Origin of the sequence: Pedobacter jamesrossensis (genome assembly GCF_042650905.1) — a bacterium.
Classification (GTDB): domain Bacteria; phylum Bacteroidota; class Bacteroidia; order Sphingobacteriales; family Sphingobacteriaceae; genus Pedobacter; species Pedobacter jamesrossensis.
In genome coordinates this window covers 28,947-45,003 of the sequence record NZ_JBHSBY010000037.1, presented here as the reverse complement: position 1 = coordinate 45,003, position 16,057 = coordinate 28,947, and the positions used below count along the sequence as shown (strand labels likewise).

General features: G+C 35.9%; 18 protein-coding genes. 9 read left to right on the top strand and 9 right to left on the bottom strand.

What is annotated here, in order from left to right; all coding sequences use genetic code 11:
* The first annotated feature begins 25 nt into the window (after window positions 1-25).
* Window positions 26-1,162 (top strand): hypothetical protein, encoded by a 1,137-nt coding sequence (locus ACFOUY_RS08375; RefSeq protein WP_378960054.1) that lies wholly within the window; start codon window positions 26-28, stop codon window positions 1,160-1,162.
* A 229-nt stretch (window positions 1,163-1,391) separates the two neighbouring features.
* Entirely contained in the window at window positions 1,392-2,357 is a 966-nt protein-coding gene (locus ACFOUY_RS08370; protein ID WP_378960053.1) for a hypothetical protein, read from the top strand.
* Here the strand turns inward: ACFOUY_RS08370 and ACFOUY_RS08365 are convergent.
* The 3 genes from ACFOUY_RS08365 to ACFOUY_RS08355 all read right to left on the bottom strand — a co-directional run bounded on the left by ACFOUY_RS08365 (window position 2,340) and on the right by ACFOUY_RS08355 (window position 5,452).
* Window positions 2,340-2,954 (bottom strand): rhomboid family intramembrane serine protease, encoded by a 615-nt coding sequence (locus ACFOUY_RS08365; RefSeq protein WP_378960051.1) that lies wholly within the window; start codon window positions 2,952-2,954, stop codon window positions 2,340-2,342. The genes ACFOUY_RS08370 and ACFOUY_RS08365 overlap by 18 nt on opposite strands.
* A 5-nt stretch (window positions 2,955-2,959) precedes the next feature.
* A complete protein-coding gene (locus ACFOUY_RS08360; RefSeq protein WP_378960050.1) occupies window positions 2,960-4,651 on the bottom strand; it encodes a M14 family zinc carboxypeptidase in 1,692 nt (563 codons plus the stop codon).
* 69 nt (window positions 4,652-4,720) lie between these two features.
* A complete protein-coding gene (locus ACFOUY_RS08355) occupies window positions 4,721-5,452 on the bottom strand; it encodes a hypothetical protein (RefSeq protein ID WP_378960049.1) in 732 nt (243 codons plus the stop codon).
* Between the two features lie 60 nt (window positions 5,453-5,512).
* Between ACFOUY_RS08355 and pepT the strand changes: the two genes are divergently transcribed.
* Entirely contained in the window at window positions 5,513-6,766 is a 1,254-nt protein-coding gene (gene pepT / locus ACFOUY_RS08350; RefSeq protein ID WP_378960048.1) for a peptidase T, read from the top strand.
* A 48-nt stretch (window positions 6,767-6,814) separates the two neighbouring features.
* Here the strand turns inward: pepT and ACFOUY_RS08345 are convergent, their stop codons facing one another.
* On the bottom strand, window positions 6,815-7,144 hold the full coding sequence (locus ACFOUY_RS08345; RefSeq protein WP_378960047.1) for a hypothetical protein: 330 nt from the start codon (window positions 7,142-7,144) through the stop codon (window positions 6,815-6,817).
* Window positions 7,145-7,369: 225 nt separating this feature from the next.
* Between ACFOUY_RS08345 and ACFOUY_RS08340 the strand changes: the two genes are divergently transcribed.
* The 5 genes from ACFOUY_RS08340 to ACFOUY_RS08320 all read left to right on the top strand — a co-directional run bounded on the left by ACFOUY_RS08340 (window position 7,370) and on the right by ACFOUY_RS08320 (window position 10,868).
* On the top strand, window positions 7,370-8,236 hold the full coding sequence (locus ACFOUY_RS08340; RefSeq protein ID WP_378960046.1) for an aldose 1-epimerase family protein: 867 nt from the start codon (window positions 7,370-7,372) through the stop codon (window positions 8,234-8,236).
* 133 nt (window positions 8,237-8,369) lie between these two features.
* A complete protein-coding gene (locus ACFOUY_RS08335; RefSeq protein WP_378960044.1) occupies window positions 8,370-8,792 on the top strand; it encodes a VOC family protein in 423 nt (140 codons plus the stop codon).
* Between the two features lie 107 nt (window positions 8,793-8,899).
* The gene (locus ACFOUY_RS08330; protein ID WP_378960042.1) at window positions 8,900-9,898 is read left to right on the top strand and encodes a 2-hydroxyacid dehydrogenase; all 999 of its coding nucleotides are present in this window, start codon (window positions 8,900-8,902) and stop codon (window positions 9,896-9,898) included.
* Between the two features lie 105 nt (window positions 9,899-10,003).
* The gene (locus ACFOUY_RS08325) at window positions 10,004-10,588 is read left to right on the top strand and encodes a sigma-70 family RNA polymerase sigma factor (protein ID WP_378960041.1); all 585 of its coding nucleotides are present in this window, start codon (window positions 10,004-10,006) and stop codon (window positions 10,586-10,588) included.
* 10 nt (window positions 10,589-10,598) lie between these two features.
* Complete coding sequence (locus tag ACFOUY_RS08320) at window positions 10,599-10,868, top strand: hypothetical protein (protein WP_378960040.1); 270 nt, start codon at window positions 10,599-10,601, stop codon at window positions 10,866-10,868.
* Between the two features lie 306 nt (window positions 10,869-11,174).
* On the opposite strand, the gene ACFOUY_RS08315 is transcribed toward ACFOUY_RS08320, so the two are convergent.
* Together ACFOUY_RS08315 and ACFOUY_RS08310 are read right to left on the bottom strand one after the other, a co-directional pair.
* The gene (locus tag ACFOUY_RS08315; RefSeq protein WP_378960039.1) at window positions 11,175-11,618 is read right to left on the bottom strand and encodes a hypothetical protein; all 444 of its coding nucleotides are present in this window, start codon (window positions 11,616-11,618) and stop codon (window positions 11,175-11,177) included.
* Between the two features lie 112 nt (window positions 11,619-11,730).
* Window positions 11,731-12,858, bottom strand: a complete 1,128-nt coding sequence (locus ACFOUY_RS08310) for a sensor histidine kinase (protein ID WP_378960038.1) — start codon at window positions 12,856-12,858, stop codon at window positions 11,731-11,733.
* A 92-nt stretch (window positions 12,859-12,950) separates the two neighbouring features.
* On the opposite strand from ACFOUY_RS08310, the gene ACFOUY_RS08305 reads away from it, so the two are divergent.
* Window positions 12,951-13,097, top strand: coding sequence for a hypothetical protein (locus tag ACFOUY_RS08305; RefSeq protein WP_378960037.1), 147 nt, complete (start codon window positions 12,951-12,953; stop codon window positions 13,095-13,097).
* A 28-nt stretch (window positions 13,098-13,125) separates the two neighbouring features.
* Here the strand turns inward: ACFOUY_RS08305 and ACFOUY_RS08300 are convergent, their stop codons facing one another.
* From ACFOUY_RS08300 to ACFOUY_RS08290, 3 genes are all read right to left on the bottom strand, one after another.
* The gene (locus ACFOUY_RS08300) at window positions 13,126-13,872 is read right to left on the bottom strand and encodes a LytR/AlgR family response regulator transcription factor (RefSeq protein WP_378960035.1); all 747 of its coding nucleotides are present in this window, start codon (window positions 13,870-13,872) and stop codon (window positions 13,126-13,128) included.
* A gap of 316 nt (window positions 13,873-14,188) precedes the next feature.
* The gene (locus ACFOUY_RS08295; RefSeq protein WP_378960034.1) at window positions 14,189-14,800 is read right to left on the bottom strand and encodes a GIN domain-containing protein; all 612 of its coding nucleotides are present in this window, start codon (window positions 14,798-14,800) and stop codon (window positions 14,189-14,191) included.
* A gap of 649 nt (window positions 14,801-15,449) precedes the next feature.
* On the bottom strand, window positions 15,450-16,031 hold the full coding sequence (locus ACFOUY_RS08290; protein WP_378960033.1) for a Crp/Fnr family transcriptional regulator: 582 nt from the start codon (window positions 16,029-16,031) through the stop codon (window positions 15,450-15,452).
* Window positions 16,032-16,057: the final 26 nt, after the last annotated feature.

The following is a 16,057-nucleotide window of genomic DNA, read 5'->3' as shown; positions in this document are numbered from 1 at the left end:
TTTATTAACGCAAACCAATCCTGCCATGAAAAATATTTCAAGATTACGGTATTTTATTTATTTATCCTTCATAATTATTGCAGGATGTACCACAGGAAAAAAAGCCTTGCAAAAAGGCGATTATGATGCTGCTGTTTCTAAAGCAGTAAGCCGTTTACAAAGCTCACCAAAAAATAGCGAGTCGTTAGGTGTTTTACCAACAGCGTACAACTTTGCCCTGCAAGATCACCTAAGAAAAATTGACGAAGCCAAAGCGACAAGCGATATATACAAATGGGAAACAGTAATGTATAACTACCAAAAAATTAATCAGCTTGCCGATGAAATTAATAGTTGCCCAGCTTGTTTAACTGTAGTACCAGCCCCATCAAAATATGTTAGTGAGTTAGCGGAAAGCCGTTTAAGCGCTGGTGTAGCAAGGTATAATTCAGGCATAAGGCTTTTAAACTTAAATACTCGTCCCAGCGCTAAAAATGCATATTACGAGTTCGAAAAGGCTAAAAATCTGGCGCCAGATTATAAAGATTCGGAAGCTAAAATGGATGATGCTTATTGGGCAGCAGTAACCAGAATTGTAGTGCAACCCATCATCATTAATAGTAGTTATTACAAACTTAGTGGCGATTATTTTCAACAACAAATAGATAATTTTATAAGTAATTACTCCAGAAATAAATTCGTTATTTTCTATTCGGAACAACAGGCAACAAAGCAAAAAATTGTTCCAGACCAGATGCTAAGCTTAAATTTTGATGATTTTGTAGTCGGACAAACTTATGTTAAAGAACGTGTTGAAAGATTAAAAAGAGATAGCATAGTTATTGGAGAGACGCGTGAAAGAAAACCAGTTTATGGAACGGTAAAAGCCACTTTAAGCATCTTCGAAAAAAACATCTCCTCATCAGGCTTATTAGATATGACGATAACCGACTGGCAAAGCAAAAAAATAGTTCGTCAGCAAAAATTCCCTGGAACTTACGTTTGGCGAGATAGCTGGGCGAGTTATAAAGGCGACGACAGAGCGCTGAGCAAACAACAATTGGCCATGACAAGGAGAAGAGAAGTTGCCCCACCGCCACCAGATGTTCTATTTTTGGAGTTTACCAAACCGATATATAGTCAGTTGGCAGGTGATATTAGTTATTATTACAATAATTATTAGGGGAAATAACTTTATCGTTATTGCGAAGCACGATACAATCTTAAACTGTTAATATTACAGCAATAATTATAGAATTGCTTCGTGCCTCGCAATTACGAATTTTTAACCCCTCATTCTGTGTCATCACAGACAGAAACCTAAAACAAACGTTAAAAACCTTTAGTAATCCAAACGTTAAAAAAAATCATCGTTGTAAAGCCCTAAAAATATAATAGCTAATATTGCAGCGATGAACACCGGCTTATACAATCCTTTCCAGAAATTTGATTTTTTATATAAAACCTGCTTTTTAAGCGGCGAGACATTTAAATCTCCTGTCCTTCAAGTTCCACTACTACCGAAATGGCTATTGGAACAGGCAGGCTTAACAGGAGAAGAACAAATTCAGTTTTTAGATGAAAGCATCCGCTCTTATAACACCCTTGTTATCCCGGTAAACAGCGAAGTAAACGAACAATTTTTAAATCCACTGGAAGAAAAAATCGAAAATGCTTTCATCGGTGGTTACCAAGCGATTTCGTCTTTAAATGAACTGGATTTATTTAACTGGCTTGGAAAGTTTTTATACGGCTTTGTTTACATCGAAATGCATTCGGCTTTGCGCAAAGAAATGACTGCCGATGGCTTAAACATGTCGCAATCTTTAATGATGAAATTTGCAAATCTGAATTTCATGATACAGAATTTATACACCAGTTTAGTGTTTGAAGAATTCAATCCATGGTCTATCGTAGTTGTAAAGTTAGAAAATGAAGAAACACCATTTAGCTTCCGCGATGAGATTAATACCCTGACTTTTTCCTTAAAGTTTAAAGATTTTGGCATAATTGCTTGCCTGCAAGATAACGGAACCAACAAACGTTACCATCAGGACATTATTAATGAAATAAAAGGAAAAGCTTTAACAGCCGAGCAATTTGAAGAACTAACCGCTCGTTTTTACTATTCAGCTTATCTGTTTAACCGTTTACCCGAATATACCTTTATGCCTGTTGAAGGCACAATATACATCGAGGCTATGCCACTTCGCGGAAATATGAGTAAACCCCTTTTTGATATTTGGCAGCACAAAGTTTACGCACATGTTTTAGAAAACTTCTGGAAACCCTGGGGCTATGTTAAGTTCGAAATCATCAAAAACCCCGATGAGCCAATGAGCTTCTTTGAAAATCCTTGCCTACCTGCCGCCGGTTAGCATGCCAATAAAATTCTGAATTATCCCGGGAACAAAAATTATGGTGAAAATTAATCCGGTTAATGCGCCAAAAAAGTGTGCATCGTGGTTAATATGGTCTCTAGAATTACGGGATGCATACGCACAATAAATCAGATATAAAACCCCAAATACAACCGCAGGAATACCTATCGGAATGAACATGATGTAAATTTTTGACATCGGGTTAAATAAAATGTAACTGAAAAGCACAGCGCTTATCGCTCCAGAAGCACCTAAACTATTATAATGAAAATTATCTTTTTGTTTAAAAATAGTTGGTATATCACTTAAAACTAAACCTAAAAAATAAAGTAAACCAAACTGCCAGCTCCCCATTAAACGCTCTAATGTAAAAGCAAAAGCATAAAAAGTAAACATGTTAAAAAACAAATGCATCCAATCGGCATGAATTAAGCCACTAGTTATTATTGTATAAATATTGCTTCCCTTAGCAACACTGTAAGGATGCAACATAAATTTACCATAAACGCTGTTATCATAAAACGCGTAAAGACTGGTAACTATGGTAAAAACAAAAATTATTGAAGCAACTGGTGCTACGTTTAAATATTCCATTTAGTTTATTTTAAATCGAGTTTTGTATTAGCTATTAAACGCGAAATTGGGTAACGATTGTGTGTTTTTTCGTAATAATCAGAATTTTTATAAACAAATTCTAATTGTGCTGAGGCGCTTTTAGCAAAAGCACTATCCACAGATTTTTTTTCATCTAGTTTAGCCTTTAACGCTGGGTTCTTTTTCAATAATTCAGCAGCAGTATCTTCAAAAACGTAAGCAGAATAATGTTCTTTCATATCCAGAATAGAGTCGAAAAAATTCCAGTTAAAAAAAGAATCCGTTGCCTGTGGCTCTAATGTTTCTACAATATAACGATTGGTAAACTGATTAACATAAACCACCCAATCACCGGCATAATATTGCAGGGTTTGTTCAACAGGATTTACCTTAACTGCCGAATGCAAGTAATGTCCTTCGTATGGTCTGGTTCCGGTTTTAAAATCACCAATGTAATAACTTTCTACTTTAAGTTTTGCATCTGTTTTCAGTTGTTCTACTTTCACATTATTCAACTTCAGCAATGCGATAACTTTATCCCACGCTTTCGGGATAATGTAAGCAATGGGTTTCTGCACACTAACCGAAGGTTCAAACTTATTCCATTCCTTTATTTTTTTAGTAAAGGGCTTAGTCCTATTGTAATATAAACGATTTATACCGCTAATCTCACTTGGTTTTTTACCTGCTTCAAAACCTTTAAAAGGAATACTATCGCTTTCATTTTTATTTAAAGTCCATTCTAATGGAAATTCCTTTTGTATAGCAACAAATTCATCTGCTTTGTGTTTATTTTCGCCGATAACTTTTGCATCACGTTCTACAATATCGATGTAGGTTTGTAGTAACTTATAAGTTGCATCAACACGCAAATCATACGATTTTAACATGTGCGTTTCTGGCATAAAACCGATGGTATTATGTAAAGTTGTATAACCTGTGGAGTATCTTGGCGATTCGATAAAACCAGTAATTCCGGTTTCGGGAGTTTCACCAATCGAATTTACATAAGGAATCATTGGATAACCTCTCTTATCCATTTCCTTGTATAAATCTGGCACCAAAGTTTTGGTTAAATAACCCGAGAGAATATGATTTAACTTATCTTTTTGGGTAGGAATTAAAGTCATTACATATTGATAGTCGGCACCATTACTGGTATGTGTATCCACAAATATTTCGGGTTGCCAGGTATTAAAAATGAGCTGGAAAGCTGCCGAATTTTTCGAATCTGTTTTAATAAAATCACGATTCAGGTCGAGGCTTTTACTATTCCCTCTAAAGCCATAAGCAACAGGTCCGTTTTGATTGGCCCTGGAAGTTCCGGTTCTGTTAAAACTTCCATCAATATTATAAATCGGAATAATGCAGATAACCACATCTTTTGGAAGTTTATTAGCCTTTAACAAATCACGGGCAAGCATCATCGATGCATCAATACCTTCTGGCTCTCCGGGATGAATACCATTGTTAATCAGCAAAATTCTTTTATTACTTTTTCTAATTGCAGCAGGTTCAAAAACCTTATCTCTTGATAAAACCAGAAGATGTAATGGCTTCCCAAAATCAGTACTCCCATAAGTTAAAAGTTTAGATTGGGGATAGGCTTTTGCCAAAGATTTATAGTAAGAAATTGCGTCGTTGTAGGTAGTGGTTTCCTTTTTACCGCTTTTCTCGTATGGGGTTTGTTGTGCCATAATATTAAAGGTTGTAAATAGCAGAAAAAAGAACAGAATTTTTCTCATCAGATTACACAGAGCTACAAATTAAAGCGTTTTTTTATAAATTTTAACATTACCAAAATAATATTTAAAGCCAATACTGTAAACATTATAGGTATCCGGATCACGGTTTTTAAACATGGTTTCAGGGTCATTATATCCGTCCAATCCTTCGCCAAAAGTAAAGTTGCTTTGGGCATTTACATTAATAACATAACGCATATAACCCCAGCCATCATTTAAATAAAAATTAATGCCTAAATTTAAAGGAACCCAAAAGTTGGTGCTTTTATCTTCCCCTGGAAATGGGCCATAACCTCGGTCATAAGCTGCCCAAAGTGGCTTGTAGCGTACAATATCTGTAATGTTATTTTTAATAGCACCAACACCAGCACCTAAATACAGGCCCCTTATTTTGTGTAAAAAATCCGTTTTATTATAATCGACAAACTCTCCAAGCATAAATTTCATATTAAAATTTACGCCACTGTATTTATTAACAAACTGTCGGTTATGTGGGTCGGTAACAATATCTCCACCCTGAACCAATCCATATTGAGCCTCTAATCCAGCCGTAACAAAAGGCGTTAAATTATAATCTATTGAACCTGCTATTGTATGACCCCAGTCACCTTTATACACATCTGTTCTAGAAAAATTTGGCCCGCCATTTAATCCGATTGACCATTTAAAATAATTAGATTGACCGTCGGAAAATTTAGCAAGCATTAGTAAGATTATAGTTAGGGATATAATTTTCAGGCGGTTATTCTTCATACGGTTTTTTTACAAAAATAATATGTTTATTCAATATCCATAACTTTTACCTTTGTTATTATGAATACCTATCAAAACTTTAACAAGTCATTAGAGCACAGATTTATCAATTATGCAAAAATTGATACACAATCCGATCCTGAATCTCCAACCTGTCCATCTACGCTAAAACAAAAAAACCTTGGCGAACTCTTAGTTAAAGAACTTTTAGAAATTGGAATAAATGATGCTGAAATTGATGAAAATGGCTATGTTTATGCAACTATCCCATCAACAACAACTAAGAATGTTCCTGTAATTTGTTTTTGCTCACACATGGATACCTCGCCAGATTGTAGCGGAGAAAATGTAAAACCAATTATTCATAACAATTATCAAGGTGAAGATTTAGTTCTACCCGATGAGACGAGCATTGTAATTAAACTTGCCGAGCATGAAGACCTGCAACATCAAATTGGGAATGATATTATAACCGCAAGTGGTACAACGCTGCTTGGTGCAGACAATAAAGCTGGAGTTACGGAAATTATGGAAGCAGCTAATTTCCTTATTAAAAATCCGGATGTAAAACATGGTACAATTAAAATTCTATTTACCCCAGATGAAGAAATTGGAAGGGGTGTAGAAAAAGCCGACCTAAAAAAACTGGCTGCCGATTTTGCTTACACCATTGATGGAGAAACATTAGGCTCTATTGAGGATGAAACATTTTCTGCCGATGGCGCAACTTTAACCATAAATGGAGTAAGCACCCACCCTGGGTTTGCTAAAAACAAAATGGAAAATGCCATAAAAATTCTTGCAGAAATTTTAGATGCCTTACCAAAAGATAAATTAACGCCCGAAACCACAAGTGGAAAAGAAGGCTTTATACACCCTGTTAGCATTAAAGGACAGGTAGAGCAGGCAGAAGCACAATTTATTATTCGTGATTTTACCGATGAGAAACTAACCGAACATCAGAACCTTCTTAAAAAAACCACTGAAAGTATTCTAAAAAAATACCAAAATTCTACTTACATATTAGATATTAAAGAGCAATACCGAAATATGAAACAGGTATTAGACCAATTTCCCAAAATTGTTGATTACGGCGTCAAGGCGATTGAAAGAGCTGGCGTAAAAGCAAAAAAACAAAGCATTCGTGGTGGTACAGACGGCTCGAGATTATCATACATGGGCTTACCTTGTCCAAATATTTTTGCCGGCGAGCATGCATTTCATAGTAAACAAGAATGGGTAAGTGTACAGGATATGGAAAAAGCTGTTCAAACAATTATTAATATTGCTTGCATTTGGGAAGAAAATAGTTAATCAATTTTAAGCTGGTAGTTTATTTAAATTAATACCGCCAGCTTAAAATTAATACGAGGCCTGCCCAATATCCAAAAGGTTAATTTTGCCTTCTTTATTAATCCCAAACTTAAAAAAGGCTTTAAAATCGCCCCACTGATTGGAGTGAAAACCACCATAAACATCCAGGCCGTTATTTTCTACTTTGTCTATGCTTGTAAATTTTTCCTTGCCCAAAGCTTTTTTAAAAAAATTATTAAACTGCATCTGGTTTCCATCATCATACAAAACAACATCTTTGGCGAAAAGTAAAAACCAGCTTTTCTCATCTCCCTTTTGAAAAGCCTCTATAGCGGCTTTAACCTTCCTGTTTGTAAGCTTATTTAAATCGATAGCCATTGTATTTTAGATTAATATGGAGCGTAAAGTGTATAACTATAATGAGTAAAGCAAAATCAATACCTACTTTTAAAACCTAAATTTTAAAAAATAGATTTGCAGCGACATTTATCAAAAATAATTAAAAAAACCAGTTAACTAAAAACAGCATTGAGAAAATTACTTTTCTCAATTTTGATAAAAGATAATTGATTTGTTATCAACAATTACTACTTTTAAATGTAAATGATAACACTAGAAAACGACTTTATTAAAGTTAATATCGCAAATAAAGGTGCCGAGCTTCAAGGCTTATACAGTAAAGAAACCAACATAGAATATTTATGGAGTGGAGATGCAAATTTTTGGGGCAAGTATAGCCCGGTTCTTTTTCCAATTGTTGGCTCTTTAAAAAACGACAGCTACATTTATAAAGATAAAACGTATAAACTTCCAAGACATGGTTTTGCCCGCGACCATGAATTTAAAGCAGAAAAAATAAGTAATGCAGAGGCTGTGTTCACTTTAACCCATAGTGATGAAACCTTAAAAATTTATCCGTTTCAATTTGAATTAAAACTCAACTATCAAATCATCGATAAAAAGTTGATTTTGAAATATACCGTTACCAATACCGGCACGAAAAAAATGCTCTTCTCTTTAGGCGCTCACCCTGCATTTGCCGTACCAAACACACCCAACACAACTTACGAAGATTATTATCTGGCGTTTAATGATGATGTGAAACTAACCTATTGGATACTCGAAGAAGGTTTGGTTGCCAATGAAACTGAAACCATTGAATTAAGCCGACATACATTAAAATTAAAGCACGATCTTTTTTACAACGATGCATTGGTTTTTAAAACTTTGCAAAGCAATTGCATCAGTTTATTAAATACCAAAAACGATTATGGCCTGCATTTTCATTTCGATGATTTTCCATTTTTTGGCATCTGGGCTGCAAAAGACGCACCATTTGTTTGTTTAGAACCGTGGTGTGGCGTTGCAGATAGTATAAACCACAATCAAAAATTAGCTTACAAAGAAGGTATCATTAAATTAGATGCTGCCAGCAGCTGGAAGAGATGCTGGGAAGTAGAGTGTTTTTAATTGCCGCTTCAACCTCAAAACAGAACAGCCTAGTTCTGCCGTATGCTAAGTACTTATTACCCTTAATGTGTCGCAAATACACCCGTTTTTTAGCGTGTGGCTTATGTAATTTAGCTTAACAAAACTAAAAAGCATGAATAAATTCCATCCATACCTAAACTTCGATGGCCAGGCCGAAGAAGCTTTTAATTTTTATAAATCAGTCTTTGGAGGAGATTTTATATTCCTTAAAAAAATGGGCGAAGCACCGGGCTCAGAAGAGTTATGCGAAGATGAACGTAACCGGATTATGCACATTGCCTTACCAATTAATGAGCATACTATTTTAATGGCCTCAGATTGTGTACCTTCAGCAGGGCATGTACTTAACTTAGGCAATAACATGTACATCAACATAGCAGCCGAAAGTCGGGAAGAAGCCGATAGATTATTTAATGGCTTATCCGCAGAGGGTAATATTGAAATGCCCATGGAAGACCAGTTTTGGGGAGATTACTTCGGTAGTTTTAAAGATAAATTTGGAATACAATGGATGATTAATTTCGGCTCATATTAAAAGAAGAAGGCTTCCAGAAAATATTTGAAAGCCTTCTTCTTTTAAATTAATTGCAATGTTGCAACCCCCGTTTAATCTTTCCGTTTAAAATGAGTATTTTGGCTAACATGAAAATCTTATTTTTTTCTGCCAAACCTTACGATAAGGTTTTTTTTGAGCGCCATAACCACTACGCTTTTGAAATGGAATTTTGGGAAACCCATTTAGGACCTCACATTGCCAACGCGGTAAAGCCAGGTACAGATGCCGTTTGTGTTTTTGTAAATGATAAGCTCACAGCCGAAGTTATTAAAACCCTGGCAGAAAGAGGTGTTAAGGTTATCGCACTTCGGTGTGCAGGTTTTAACAATGTCGATCTCGAGGCTGCGAAAAAATACAGCATTCGTGTTTGCCGCGTTCCGGCATACTCGCCAGAAGCGGTTGCAGAACATGCAGTTGCCATGATCTTAACCTTAAATCGTAAAACCCATAAAGCTTATAATCGGGTAAGGGAACAAAATTTTTCATTAACAGGTCTTATGGGCTTTAATCTGTTTGGCAAAACGGTTGGTGTTATTGGAACCGGGAAAATAGGTACCACATTCTGCAAAATTATGCTTGGTTTTGGATGTAAGGTAATTGCTTCCGATCCTTTCGAAAACGATGAACTAAAATTACGGGGCATCCAATATTTACCATTTCATGAGGTAATTAAACAGGCTGATATTATCTCACTTCATTGCCCGCTAACGGCAGAAAACAGCTATTTGATTAACACTTCAGCTATATCTGCAATGAAAAATGGTGTCATCCTAATTAACACCAGTCGTGGTGGTTTAATCAATACTAAAGATGTTATAGAGGCCCTAAAGAAAGGAAAAATTTCGGCCCTTGGAATCGATGTTTATGAGCAGGAACAAAAACTTTTTTTCAAAGATTTATCGGGTAGCATCATTACAGATGATGATATTCAAAGGCTAATCAGTTTTCCAAATGTTTTAGTTACCGGCCATCAGGCTTTCTTTACCGAGGAAGCACTTAGCGAAATAGCAGAATCAACGCTTCTTACAGTCTCATCACTTTTATCAAACAAAGTAATTGAGGAAGATTCAGTTCTATTGGTTTAGTCTTTAAAGTTTTATTTGTTGAGTTGGACTGTAATAAGCCTATTTTAAAGATAATTTGTAAGGAAACAGGATATATCCCGACTAACACCAAAATCATTTAATATAATGCAAACCGAGCCCGAAAAATTAACGACTTGCAATCCTCGAAACTGGGTAAAGAACTATGCCGATTATCTTTATAATTATGCCATAACACGCATTAACGAGGACGAATTAGCCAGAGATTTAGTACAGGAAACTTTTTTGGCCGCATTAGAGAAAATAGAAAAATTTGAAGGTAGAAGCAACGAGCGAACCTGGCTTACTGCAATTTTAAAAAACAAAATTATCGATGTTTACCGAAAAAAATCTTCAGCACTCTTAAAGCAGGGAATTATCGAAACCGAAAACGATAATACTCAAGATTTTTTTAACCCAGATGATGGCCACTGGAATGATAAACACAGACCGCAGGCCTTCGGTATAGAAGACTTCGATATTTTAGGGAAAAAGGAGTTTAACCAGATACTTCAGCGCTGCCTATCCAAATTACCGAGCCTTTGGTTATCTGTCTTTACCATGAAACACCTTGATGATGAAAGCGCAGAAACCATTTGCACAGCACTTAAAATTTCTTCTTCAAATTTCTGGGTAATTATACATCGGGCAAAAGTAAATCTGCGATCTTGTCTACAAAAAAACTGGATATAACATTAAAGGAATGAACAAGCTAAAAAAAATACAATACAACTGCAAAAAAGCCACTTTTTTAATAGAGAAAAAACAAATTGGCAAAATTACCCTTCGCGAGAAAATTGAACTATCCATACATTTAGCAGGATGTTCAATTTGCAAAACATTCGAAAAACAAAGCCTGGTGATTAACCAAATGGTAAAATCGCTATTTAATTCCTCTATAAATCACAATCTAAAACTTGATGAAGATTTCAAAAGAGATTTACAAAAGCGCTTGGATGAAAAACTCAGCTAACTTTAATCAATTCCCGTTTGTTTTCTGCCTTTCTTAAAGAAATAACTAAAGTCAAAGCCAAACAGTAAGGCCACAATTATCGAACAACCAACTACGGTAATAATACTTAACGAATACCGATGTTTTGGAATATTAGCCTATATGCTAACCTGGAAATAAATCCAAGAAAAACTAAAGCCGGACTTTAGAAAGACCCTAATCCAACGCCATCCTGGGAATGGCGAAAAACACAGGGAATTTTAAATTTAAAAGCAGGATAGCTTTTTATAAGGCTACCCCGCTTAATTGAGGCGTATAGCGAGAGCGCTAAACACGTATATCGTTAAAACTATCCAGATATAGATTTAGTACATGCTTAATATGTGCTACTTCGTACTCCAGATGCGCCCGTTCCAAGGGCTTTTCATGAATGGTAAATAATTGCATAATAAAATCCTTATGTGCTGTTAAAAGACTAATAATTTTATCAATCTGATCGCCATTACAAAGCGGCTGTAGAGGGCCATCCACTCCTTTTAAATTCGTCCATGCCCCTTTTCCCCCTCCTGTCCAAATTGATTCGGAGCAGAACAAAAACAAAAAGTTATCAAATGCATTCAGCATGGACACATGGCGGATAAAATAAGCATGATGTGCATTCATCCGTTGGGTCTGTTCCGACTTCCAGAAAACATCAAAAGATTGGCGATATGAACGAGCTGTAATTGCAGATTCCAACAAGACTGAATATAAAGCAACACTAAACTCCATTTGGCTTTTCTTTTGAAGACACTGCTAAAATGAATATAACTGCCAAATAATAGATTATTCTTATACAGAACGGTGTATTTTCTATATAAAGTAGGGAATTTACAGGAAAAACTTAGTTTAATTCGGGCGTTAATAAGCCTTTTCTTACCAGTTGATAATTGATGCTTTGAACAGGAACCATAATTTTTGCGTTGAATATATTTCCTTCTATTCCAAAGCTGGTTTTTACTTGCTGCCCGTAAGCAAAACGTAAGCGCTCATTTATATTTCTAAGACCAGAATGATTAGAATTACTTTTAAAACCAATATTTAGTGCGTTGAAGGTTTCTATTACCAAATGATCGTGCTCTACAGCCACGTAAACCTGTACACCAACCTGCTCGTCGGCAACATTACCATGCTTAAAAATATTTTCAACCAAAGTCATAAGTACCAGCGGAATAAACCTAAGCGCTCTGGCCTCTTCAGCAAAATCGAGCACAATGTTTAGTTCCATATTTTTTCTTAACTGATATAAATAAACCAGTTTTTCTACCTGCTCTATTTCATCCGATAATAAGATAAAATCGTCTTGCTCGCTGGAATCAACTGCATAACGCATCATTTCGGATAACTTTATGATGGCATCACCAGCTTCGGGCGAATGAACATTAACGTTATGGTACACAAAATCTAAGGTGTTAAACAAAAAATGAGGGTTTATCTGCACTTTAAGAAAATCGTTATGCGCTTTAGATAAAGCACGCTTAGTCCTTTCATCTTCAATAATTAAATGTAGCCTTCGCTCTTCCAGTGCTGTACTTATGTTTTTCTGTTTAATAAAATTCATCATAAAATAATAGGCAACCGAAATGCCAAACACATAAACCCAGCGGTACAAAATTCGCGAAGTATATATACCGTTGAGCTTGGGCTCAGCCCTACCCTCCAAAAAACCGTAATGAATCAACAGGTAATCTACCGCGAAGTTTGCCAGTAGAAAAAGCATAAAAAGCGCAACCAGCGCTAAAGGTACCCGCCAGAAAGCCGATAAAAGATATTTCAGGCTCCAGGGATAAACATATTCTGCAGCCAGGTAAAACCAGCCAATAAGCAAAAAATAATGTACAGCGTAATTTAACGGTGTGCTAAAGGTACCCTGCATTCCCCAAATCACCAGAATTTCGTACGCAATAAAAAGCGCCCACACTAAAATGTGTAACCACCTTCTTTTAAACCATGCTGAAATACTTTTATTCACGTAATTAATAATTTCCAAATAGAATACCTAAAATACTGTATAACAACTTATTATCAAGCGAAATAGCGCTGTAGCTTTCTAAAAAAAAGACTATGAAACAGCCAAAAATCACTCTGAATCACAAAACTGTATTTATCTACAAATCTGTAAAAACAGCAGTTAAATCATTTCCTTCAAATCCAACCGATCCAACCACAACAACTGCTACAGTGACCACTTCTGGCATCCTGTTAAGGTAAATTAATTAACCATAAAAGCCAAACCTGGTTAGCGGCGTTTGGCTTTTAACAGTTTCGAATCTACAAACTCATTAAAATACTTTTTATAATATTCTCCAACTGTAATTTTGGTCCCATTCTGCATCTTTATGCAGTTTCCTTCCACGTATTCGATATAATCTTTAGCTAGGATAAAGCTTCGCTGAAACTGCACAAACCTATCAAAGACCATTAACTTCTTGGCTATTTCTGTGAGCGAAATATAGGTGGTTACACTTTTCTCTAACGTATGTATTTGTACATAATTTAAACGGCTTTCTACAGCCACAATATCTTTATAAAAAATCTTAAGCAACCTCAGGTTATCCTCCTTGCTCTTTACAAACATAAAATCGTCATTATCTGCCAGCTCACTCTCGCTCGCGTTCTTTGGAAAAAGCTTATTAATGGTGCTGATAAATTTACTCAACGAATAAGGTTTTAATAAAAAAGCATCAGCTTCGAGTTCAAAAGCGTCATAAGCATACTTACTATGTGCAGTAGTAAAAACCATTTTATTTGTTTTATCGCGTAACGATTTACCCAATTCTATACCACTAATACCCGGCATATCTACATCCAGTAAAATCAAATCAACAGCCTCACCCGCAACAATCTCTATCATAGCCTTAACCGGATCGGTAAATGTTTTCACCAATTCCAAATCAGGCATCGCTTCAAAATAACGCTTTAACCCATCAATGGCATGAGGTTCATCATCAACAATAATACAGCGTAACTTCAATTCCTTTTTCATCAGAGTTTAAAGATAACACGTTTCCATTTTATCAGCGTAATTTTTAATTGTTTTTCCTCAAAATTGGTCTATTTAGATAGAAAAACTGCCATTTTATCCTGAATATTTGCAAACCAGAGGAATTTATACCGCTTTAAGCCTCTATCTGCCTATCGTTACCTTTCTCCTTTAAGAGAAAGGGTTCAAGAGCGGGGTATGTTTCCGTCATCTCGGCCGTAGTGAAGAGATCTTTGTTTTATAAATTAGGCTAGAATAAATTTCCTAAACAAAAAAAGCTGCCTAAATGGGCAGCTCTGATTATCTTAAAGATAGGTTTCTATTTTGCTAAAGCCATTGCATTTTGTTCGGCTTCCATGATTGCCTGAGAGGTAAACGATGCTGATTTAAGAGCAGCAAAATCTGCCAACTTTACATTTTTCATGTTGCTTGCTATCATAGTACTTTGATCTGCAGTACCATTTAATTTCAGTACAGCATCATCGTTAACGATGGTATATAAACTGCCTGCGGTTGTTTTAATCTTCGCAGTAGCACTTTGGCTCAAAAACAATTGAAGGTATTTCACATCGAGATTATTACTGGTCACCACCACCGATTGTCCGTGAGCTTCAATTCTTTCTAAATCTTGTACGGTAATATTAAGTGTTACCTGTGCTGATTCCATCGAATTGATAAATAAGGTTTTGCCATCAGTTGATATTGAAGTTTTGGTAGCATCATAATTGCTCGTACCCTCAATATTTTGTTTGTCGCCTTGCGTTAAGATAACTTTTACATTTCCACTTACCCAAATCCTGTTGAACTTTGAGAGTGAAGAAGTTTTTGTTTCTGCTTTAACTGGCTCAGCGGCAAAAGTTGCCATTGCTGATGAAGTAAATACCACTGCTGTTAATGCTGCTGCGAATAATGTTTTTGCTAGAGTTTTCATATCTTTTATATTTTAAGTTTTTGCTATTGTTTTGTTATTAAGACGCAAAGCACCAGCAAACGTTGCAGGCAAAAACCTTGTAATATACCAGCATCGGCAACAACTAGACCAACGCCTGTAATTTCTCGACGAACTGTTGTGAATTCCCTAGCCAGATTCGCGTAAACCTATCGTTTGTGGCTATACTTATGCTTTTTATCGGCTTTTAAAAAATGTTGTGATTTTTAACATATTATAAACTGCGTGATTTTTTGAACATACCAGACTATACCCGATTGGGGAGGCTTTAGCACAAACAACGGCCATTTATACCCTATAAGGTATATTAGTTTGTTTTTTTATTATCAACATTTGTAAAAACAAGGTAAGCTAGTTAAACTTTCACAGGAAGAACTAGCATTTAAAGCGAGAGTAGGCCTTCGTTTTCACAGAGAACTCGAACAGGAAAACAGACCTTAAGGCTAGATAAGGTGAATCAGGGACTTGAATTATTTTGTAAACACGTTGGCATAACAAATATGGAGGATAGCCACGGGATTAGGTCAAAATTATTGTTGGCGATAATTGCATGGTATCCTTCAGACACCAATGGGCAGATTGGAACTAAATATTATTCAACACGGTGAAGCAAATGTTTTGAAGGATAGGACTACTTATTATGAGCCAGATTTCTCTTGATTCGGCTCAGGGTTTCGGGTGCAATGCCCAGGTAAGATGCCACCATGTTCTGCGGAATTCGACTGATGATTTCGGGGTTCGAAGCAATAAGCTGCAGGTACTTTTCAGTTGCGGTGTGGGTAATCGAACTCATCAAACGTCGCTCTTTGGTAACAAGACTGTTCTGAAACAAGATCCTAAAATAGCGGTCCATGATGGGTACTTTTATTGTCAGCGCATCATAATCAGCCCTTGTAATCATCATTACTTCCGAATCTTCGATGGCATCAATATTAAATACAGCGGGCTCTCCCGACAGGAAACTGTTAAAATCAGATAACCACCATCCCTCCCAACCGAAAATGCTCATGTGCTCTTCGCCTTTTTCATCCACATTGTAGGTTCTGATTAAGCCTTTAGCAACAAAAGAAAGATACTTGCAAACATCCCCTTCCTGAAGCAGGTATTGCTTTTTTCTCAATCTCTTTTTAACAAAAATTGTCTTTATAAATTCTTTATCAGCGCTGCTTAGCGATACCTTTTGCTCAATATGTTTAAAGAGTACTTCGATCATTATGGGTTTTATTCTAAACAAAGGTA